The organism is Oscillochloris sp. ZM17-4, assembly GCF_019599295.1.
Taxonomy (GTDB): Bacteria; Chloroflexota; Chloroflexia; order Chloroflexales; family Chloroflexaceae; genus Oscillochloris.
On the sequence record NZ_JAIEWN010000100.1, the window covers coordinates 1 to 6,697 of the forward strand.

6 protein-coding genes are annotated in these 6,697 nt (G+C 66.1%); all 6 read right to left on the reverse strand.

Annotated features, from left to right (window positions below; all coding sequences use genetic code 11):
- Positions 1–149: 149 nt before the first annotated feature.
- Positions 150–1,301, reverse strand: coding sequence for a mandelate racemase/muconate lactonizing enzyme family protein (locus K2Z83_RS27490; protein ID WP_220598366.1), 1,152 nt, complete (start codon positions 1,299–1,301; stop codon positions 150–152).
- A 105-nt stretch (positions 1,302–1,406) separates the two neighbouring features.
- Positions 1,407–2,405, reverse strand: coding sequence for a DUF5107 domain-containing protein (locus K2Z83_RS27495; RefSeq protein WP_220598367.1), 999 nt, complete (start codon positions 2,403–2,405; stop codon positions 1,407–1,409).
- A 24-nt stretch (positions 2,406–2,429) separates the two neighbouring features.
- Positions 2,430–3,440, reverse strand: coding sequence for an ABC transporter ATP-binding protein (locus tag K2Z83_RS27500; protein ID WP_220598368.1), 1,011 nt, complete (start codon positions 3,438–3,440; stop codon positions 2,430–2,432).
- A gap of 114 nt (positions 3,441–3,554) precedes the next feature.
- The gene (locus tag K2Z83_RS27505) at positions 3,555–4,511 is read right to left on the reverse strand and encodes an ABC transporter ATP-binding protein (protein WP_220598369.1); all 957 of its coding nucleotides are present in this window, start codon (positions 4,509–4,511) and stop codon (positions 3,555–3,557) included.
- A gap of 66 nt (positions 4,512–4,577) precedes the next feature.
- A complete protein-coding gene (locus K2Z83_RS27510; RefSeq protein ID WP_220598370.1) occupies positions 4,578–5,483 on the reverse strand; it encodes an ABC transporter permease in 906 nt (301 codons plus the stop codon).
- Positions 5,484–5,524: 41 nt separating this feature from the next.
- On the reverse strand, positions 5,525–6,520 hold the full coding sequence (locus tag K2Z83_RS27515; RefSeq protein WP_220598371.1) for an ABC transporter permease: 996 nt from the start codon (positions 6,518–6,520) through the stop codon (positions 5,525–5,527).
- Positions 6,521–6,697: the final 177 nt, after the last annotated feature.

The window sequence follows — 6,697 nt, forward strand, 5'->3', positions numbered from 1 at the left end:
GGGTTGGGCGGCTTCGCCGCCCAACCCCAACAAAAGGCGGGTGTAAGACATCGCACATCACACCAGAGGTGCCGGCGCGCACGACTCGCGCAGGACGATCTGTGGCTGGGTGATCACCCGGCGCGCTAGGGGCGCAGCGCGCTGCGCCCCTAGCGAATCCCCTCGCGCCGCTCCCAGCCGTCGCGGAACAGCGGCAGCAGGTTGTTGGGGCTGTAGGGGTGGCGCGCGATCTCCTCGTAGTTCAGGTCGCTGCCCCAGCCCACCCGGCCCTCGCCCAGCTCCACGTAGCCATCGACCACCCGCACCGGGTTGGTCAGGACGCCCTGGCTCCACGCGTCGTTGAAGTCGTCGAAGATCTCGTGGATGAAGAAGTTCGGCGTGGCCGTGTTCAGGTGGGCGCAGGCCAGCGAGCACAGCGGCCCCTGCGCGCTGTGCGGCGCCGTCACCCCGTTGGCCGCCATAGCCATCCCGCAGACCTGCTTGGAGACGGTCATCCCCAGGTACTGCGGCTCCAGCTGGATGATATGCACGGCGTCGTGCGAGAGCAGCTCGCTGAACTGCTGGGCGCTGTAGTAGTCCTCGCCGCAGGCCACCGGCACCGGGCTGCGCCGCGCCACCTCGGCCATCTGGCCGATCCGCTGGGGCGGCACCGGGGCCTCGAACCACGTCGGGCGGTAGGGGGCCATGGCCTCGGCGAGCTGGAGCGCCGTGTGGACGCTGAAGCGGTTGTGGCCCTCGATCAGGATATCGACATCGGGGCCGACCGCGTCGCGCACGGCGGCGATGATCGCGATCGCCAGCCCGAAGTCGGGCCGGTCCACCGCGCGCCACGCCGCGCCGAAGGGGTCGAACTTCAGGGCGGTGTAGCCGCGGGCCACCACGCCCTTGGCCTTCTCGTGAAAGCTCTCGGGCTCGCGCGGGCCGCGGTACCAGCCGTTGGCGTAGGCCCGCAGTCGCTCGTGGCAGCGCCCGCCGAGCAGCCGGTACACCGGCTGGCCCGTCGCCTTGCCCATGATGTCCCAGCAGGCGAACTCGATCCCCGCGAGGGCCGCCCCCTGGATCTGCCCGCCGTCCGAGTAGACGTCGCGAAACAGGCGCAGGCTGTGGCTCTCCACGTCGAAGGGGTCCTGGCCGATCACCAGGCCCTTCAGCTCATTGATCGCCGCATCGACCGTCTTGGCAAAGCCGTTCAGCGTGGCCTCGCCGATGCCGTGGATGCCCTCGTCGGTGTCCACGCGGGTGAAGACCCAGTTCTTCCAGGGGTTGCCCACGATGTAGGTCGTGACATCGGTGATCTTCATGCACACTCCGATAGCCGGGCATCATAGCCGATAGCCGGGCATCATAGCCGATAGCCGATAGCCGATAGCCGAAACACGTATCGGCTATCGGCTATCGGCTATCGGCTATGGAGTCAGCTCCACCTCAAGCCGCCAGGCGCGCGCGCCGCCGGGGAGCAGCTGCTCAAACAGGTGGTAGGCGTGTACCGCGTCGGCCAGAGAGTCCTGCGCGCCGATGCAGGGCTCCAGGCCCATGTTGTAGTACGGCTCGCCGCCGTCGAAGGCGTGGGCGCCGAGGTTCAGCCAGACCGCCACCTGCGGGATCTCGGCCACGTCCCAGCGCATGTGGAGCGCGCCATCGGGTGCCCGCAGGCTGGCCCAGCCCTCATCGGTGAGGGGGGCGCTCCAGAGCTTGATCGACGCGCCGGCGTCGCGCGCGGGCAGGCGGGACAGGTCCACGTCGCCCCCCGCGGACGGGATGCTCCGGGGGAAGGGCAGGCCGCTGCGCCGCCCGGAGTGGAAGCGGGCCCCGGGCGGCAGCGACAGCTCCATGCCCGGCTCGATCGCGATCAGCGGGTGGGCCGACCAGATCCAGGCCAGCGGCTCGTCGGCCGCGCTGCTCAGCCGGTACGCGATGCTGAGCCGAGCCGAGCCAGCATCCAGCCGGATCGTGCGCTCGAACTGGTAGGGCAGCATGACCCCGTGCCAGCGCGTGTGGAGGCTGACGGACTCGTCGCCCACATCGATCTGCGTGGCGGCCGTCTGCGACCAGAGCTCGCCATGATCCTGGACGGGGACGCCGGCCCAGGGCAGCGCCGGGTAGGCGCAGGCCGAGACGCTCGGGAAGCACTCGTCCCAGCCGCCGGTGTCGGCGGCGGCCACATACGAGGACCCGTGGGGCACGCGCCGGTAGGCCATGCGCGGGTGCCGCCAGAGCCACTCGCGGCCGCTGCGCGTGTCGCGCAGGCTGCTGATCTTCCCCCCCAGCTCGGGGATGACCGTCAGCGCGAGCGGGCCGGTGTCCACCTGGATGGCGGCGAAGCCCTCGTGGGAAATGTTTGCGACCTTCATACAATTCAATATTGAATGCTGAATGCTGAATGTTGAATGTGTGCCATTCAACATTCAGCATTCAGCATTCACCATTGCCTAAACGGGCAGCAGCTCATACACGTGGTCCGGCGAGATCTCGGGGAAGCGGTCGTGGAGGTAGCACGACGCGGCCTGGTGCGGCTCCATGCGGAAGAGCGGCGGCGGAGCCTTGCACTTCTCCATGGCGTGGGGGCAGCGCGCGTAGAATCGGCAGCCGTCGCCGTGGTCCGAGATCTCCGACTCCTTGACCAGCGCCGCCGACTCGCCCCAGCGCCGGCTGAGGTCGGGCCAGGGGATGGAGTCGATCAGCAGGCGGGTGTAGGGGTGCTGCGGCGTCTTGATCACCGTGTCCACATCGCCGGCCTCCATCAGGTTGCCCCGGTAGAGCACCATGATCGACTTGGCGATATGGTAGGCCGTGGTCAGGTCGTGGGTGATGTAGATGATCGAGACCCCATAGTTCTTCTGCAGGTTGCGCAGCGTCTCCAGGATCGTCGCCCGCAGCGAGGCGTCCACCATCGAGACCGGCTCATCGGCCACCAGCAGCTTGGGCTTGAGCAGCAGGGCCCGGGCCACATTGATGCGCTGGCGCTGGCCGCCGGAGAGCTGGTGCGGGAAGCGGCCGAGGATATCCTCGGGGCGCAGGCCCACCGCCGTCAGCGCCTCCTCCATGCGGTCTTTGGCCTCGGCCTTGGTCTTGGCCAGCCGAAACTTCTCGATCGGCACCGTCAGCAGGTGGTCCACCGTGTAGAAGGGGTTGAACACCGCGAAGGGGTCCTGGAACACCGCCTGCACCTCGCGGCGGAAGGTCATCCGCTCCTCGCCGCGCAGCTTGGTGATATCCTTGCCCTTGTAGAAGATCGTGCCCGCCGACGGCTCGATGAATCCGAGCAGCAGCATGGCCAGCGTCGTCTTGCCGCTGCCGCTCTCGCCGGCCACCGTCAGGATGGTCGGCTCGTCCTCGTCCAGCTTCAGCGAGACATTATTCAGCGCGGTGGTCGACTGCTTGCTGATCAGCCCGCGCGAGTAGATCTTTGTGACATTCTGGAACTCAAGCAGCTCTGCCATAGATGTTGCCTTTTAGGGTACAGGGGACAGCGGACAGGGGACAGGGAAGGGGAAAGGACTATAGGCTCCGCCTGCACCCTGTCCGCTGTCCCCTGTACCCTGTCCCCTGTCCCCTCACGAGTAGAGGTGACAGGCGATCTGCCGGCCGCCGGAGAGATCCTGCGGCTCGGGGCGATCCGTCTTGCAGCGGTCCATCGCCTGGGGGCAGCGCGGATGGAAGGCGCAGCCCGAGGGCAGGCGCAGCAGCGAGGGCGCTAGGCCGGGGATGCCCTGGAAGACCCCCTTGTTCTCCAGGCTGGGCAGGCTGCTGATCAGAGCCTGGGAGTAGGGGTGCTTCGGGTCGGTGAACATCTCGCGCACCGTGCTCACCTCGACCAGGCGCCCGGCGTACATCACCGCCACCTTATCGACAAACTGGGCCATCAGGCCCATGTCGTGGCCGATCAGGATCACCGCGCAGCCGATCTGGCTCTGGATATGGTCGATCGTCTCCATCACCTGGCGCTGCGTCACCACATCGAGGGCGCTGGTCGGCTCGTCGGCGATGATCAGCTGCGGCTTGAGCAGGATGCTGATCGCGATGCAGACGCGCTGCTTCATGCCGCCCGAGAGCTCGTGGGCGTACATGCGGTAGACCGAGCGCTTCAGGTCGACCGACTCGAGGGCCAGCATGGCCCGCTCCTGGATCTCGCTCTTGCTGGCCTTGGGGTTATGCGCCTTGATCGCGTCGTCCATCTGGGACCCGATGCGGGTGACCGGGTTGAGTGAGTTCATCGCGCCCTGGGGGATGTAGGCGATCTTGCTGAGGCGGGCGTTGCGCATGCCCTCCTCGTCCAGCGACATCAGGTCGGTGTCGCCGACGATCACCTGGCCCGACTCGACCCGGCCGGGCGGCTTGATCATGCGCATCATGGCCAGGGCCATGGTGCTCTTGCCCGAGCCGGACTCGCCCACCAGGCCGATCTTCTCGCCGGCCTGAAGGGTCAGGCTGGCATCGTCGAGGGCGCGGGCCCGCCCGGAGTCGGTGTAGTAGGTCACATGGAGGTTCTTGACCTGAAGAACAGGGGTCATGCTAGGTCTCGCTTCTTGGGCTGATTCTTCATCCGGCTCGGCGGTCCATCGTCCGGCGCGCATGGCCTACTCCGTGCGACGCACGCGCGGGTTGGCCAGCTCATCGAGGCCCATGTTGATCAGGGCCAACGAGCTGAGGATCAGCACCATCCCCAGGGAGGGCCACATCGGCCACCACCACCAGCCGTTGAAGAAGGCCGACTGGCCCTGGGCGGCCCAGATCAGGTTGCCCATCAGCGGCTCGCGCAGCGGGCCGAGGCCGAGCACCGAGAGGTAGAAGGCCGCGAAGACGGCCACGAAGACCTGGGTGACGAAGGCGGCGGCGATGAAGGGCAGCAGGTTGGGGAAGATCTCCTTGAAGATGATCTCGATATCGTTCACCCCAGAGAGCTTAGCCACCGAGACAAACTGCCGCTCCTTCATGGTCAGCACCTGGGAGCGGATCACCAGGGTCGGCCCCATCCAGGCCAGCAGCACCACCACAAAGGCCATCGTGTAGATCGTCACCGAGCGCTTATCGACCGAGCCGGCGATCACCACCTGGATCAGGAAGGCCGGGATGGGCGTCAGGATCTGGCAGACGCCCTTGACGAGCGCGTCGATCCAGCCGCCGAAGTAGGCCGAGATAAAGCCGAGGAAGACGCCGATCATGGTGCCCATGCCACCGGCGAGCAGGCCGATCAGGGCGGTCTGCCACATCCCCGTCACCATCGCCGCCAGCATATCGCGGCCAAAAAAGTCGGTGCCGAGTGGGTACTGCCAGCTCGGCGGCTGCTTCGACTTCACGGCCAGCGGGTAGGCGTGCTTCGGGTCGATGGTGAGCAGGCCGATCACCGTGAACCCGACCAGGAAGAGCAGGATCGCCAGGCCAAAGATCATGCTCTTATTCCGGCGCAGGTAGCGCCCGATCAGGACAAGCCTGCTTGGCTGGAGGCGCTCAACAGGCTGCGCCATTGCGGTCGTTGTTGCCATTGGTTTCTCCAAGGTGATGGTGAGGAATTGTCCCTGTTCTCTTATTCCCTGATCCGCGGGTCAAGCAGCGGGTACATGAACTCGACGATCACCATCAGCGAGGCGACGGCGATGGTGATGAAGAGCACGATCCCATAGATCACCAGGAAGTCATTCGACTGGATGGCGGCGATCAGCACCTGGCCGAGTCCGGGCAGGCCATAGAGCGTCTCGACGACAATACCGTTCGTGATCACCAGGCCGAAGGCGAGCGCCAGGCCGGTCACCTGGGGCAGCATCGCGTTGCGCAGGTAGTAGTCGCGGAAGATCGTGGTGCCCTCAAGCCCCTTGTGCTCAGCGAAGTTCACATAGTCCTCGCCCTGGATGGTCACACCCATGCCGCGCATCGAGAGCACCCAGCCGCCGACCGAGCCGAGGATCAGCGAGAGCGCCGGCAGGATCTGGTGCGAGAGCACATCGAGCATAAAGCTGAGCGACCAGTCGGGGACGACGCCGGTCGAGTAGGCGCTGCCGAGGGGCAGCAGCTTCAGCTTAAAGCCGATGAAGAAGAGCAGGAAGATCCCGAGCAGCACCGGGGGCACACCCTGGAGCAGCACAAACGGCGTAGCGATCGCCCGCAGCCAGCCGGGGGCCCGCGGCCATGCCGCCGCCGCGCCGAGCAGGTTGCCGAGCACAAACGAGATCGCCGTCGTGACCAGCAGGAGGCCGATCGTCCATGGCAGCGACTCAAGGATCAGATCCCAGACCGTCTTCGGGTAGAGGTTGAGCGATACGCCCAGATCCAGGCGCGCGATGCCGCCGATATAGTCGAAGTACTGCTGCATCAGGGGCTTATCGAGCCCAAACTTCTCGTTGTACGAGGCGATGATCGCCTCAAGGTCGCCGGGCGAGAAGCCGCCGGTGCGCGCCAGCGTAGCGAAGCGCTCGCGGATGGGGTTCTTGGGCGAGATGCGCGGGATGAAGAAGGTAATCGTCGAGGCAGACCAGATCACGAGGACAAGGAAGAGCAGGCGTTGGATAACACGTCGCACACTCACAGGCGTATTCCTCACGCACAATCATCAGGTTCCACACTGAACACCGTCTGCTCACGGCGTGGTGCGCCATCGCACGCATATTGGTATTAGGGCTGGGCGGTACACCCATGATACCACAAGCAGGGGAGCCAGATCACCGCGCGTACTATGGCGAACAGGGCGGTTGCAACATCGCTG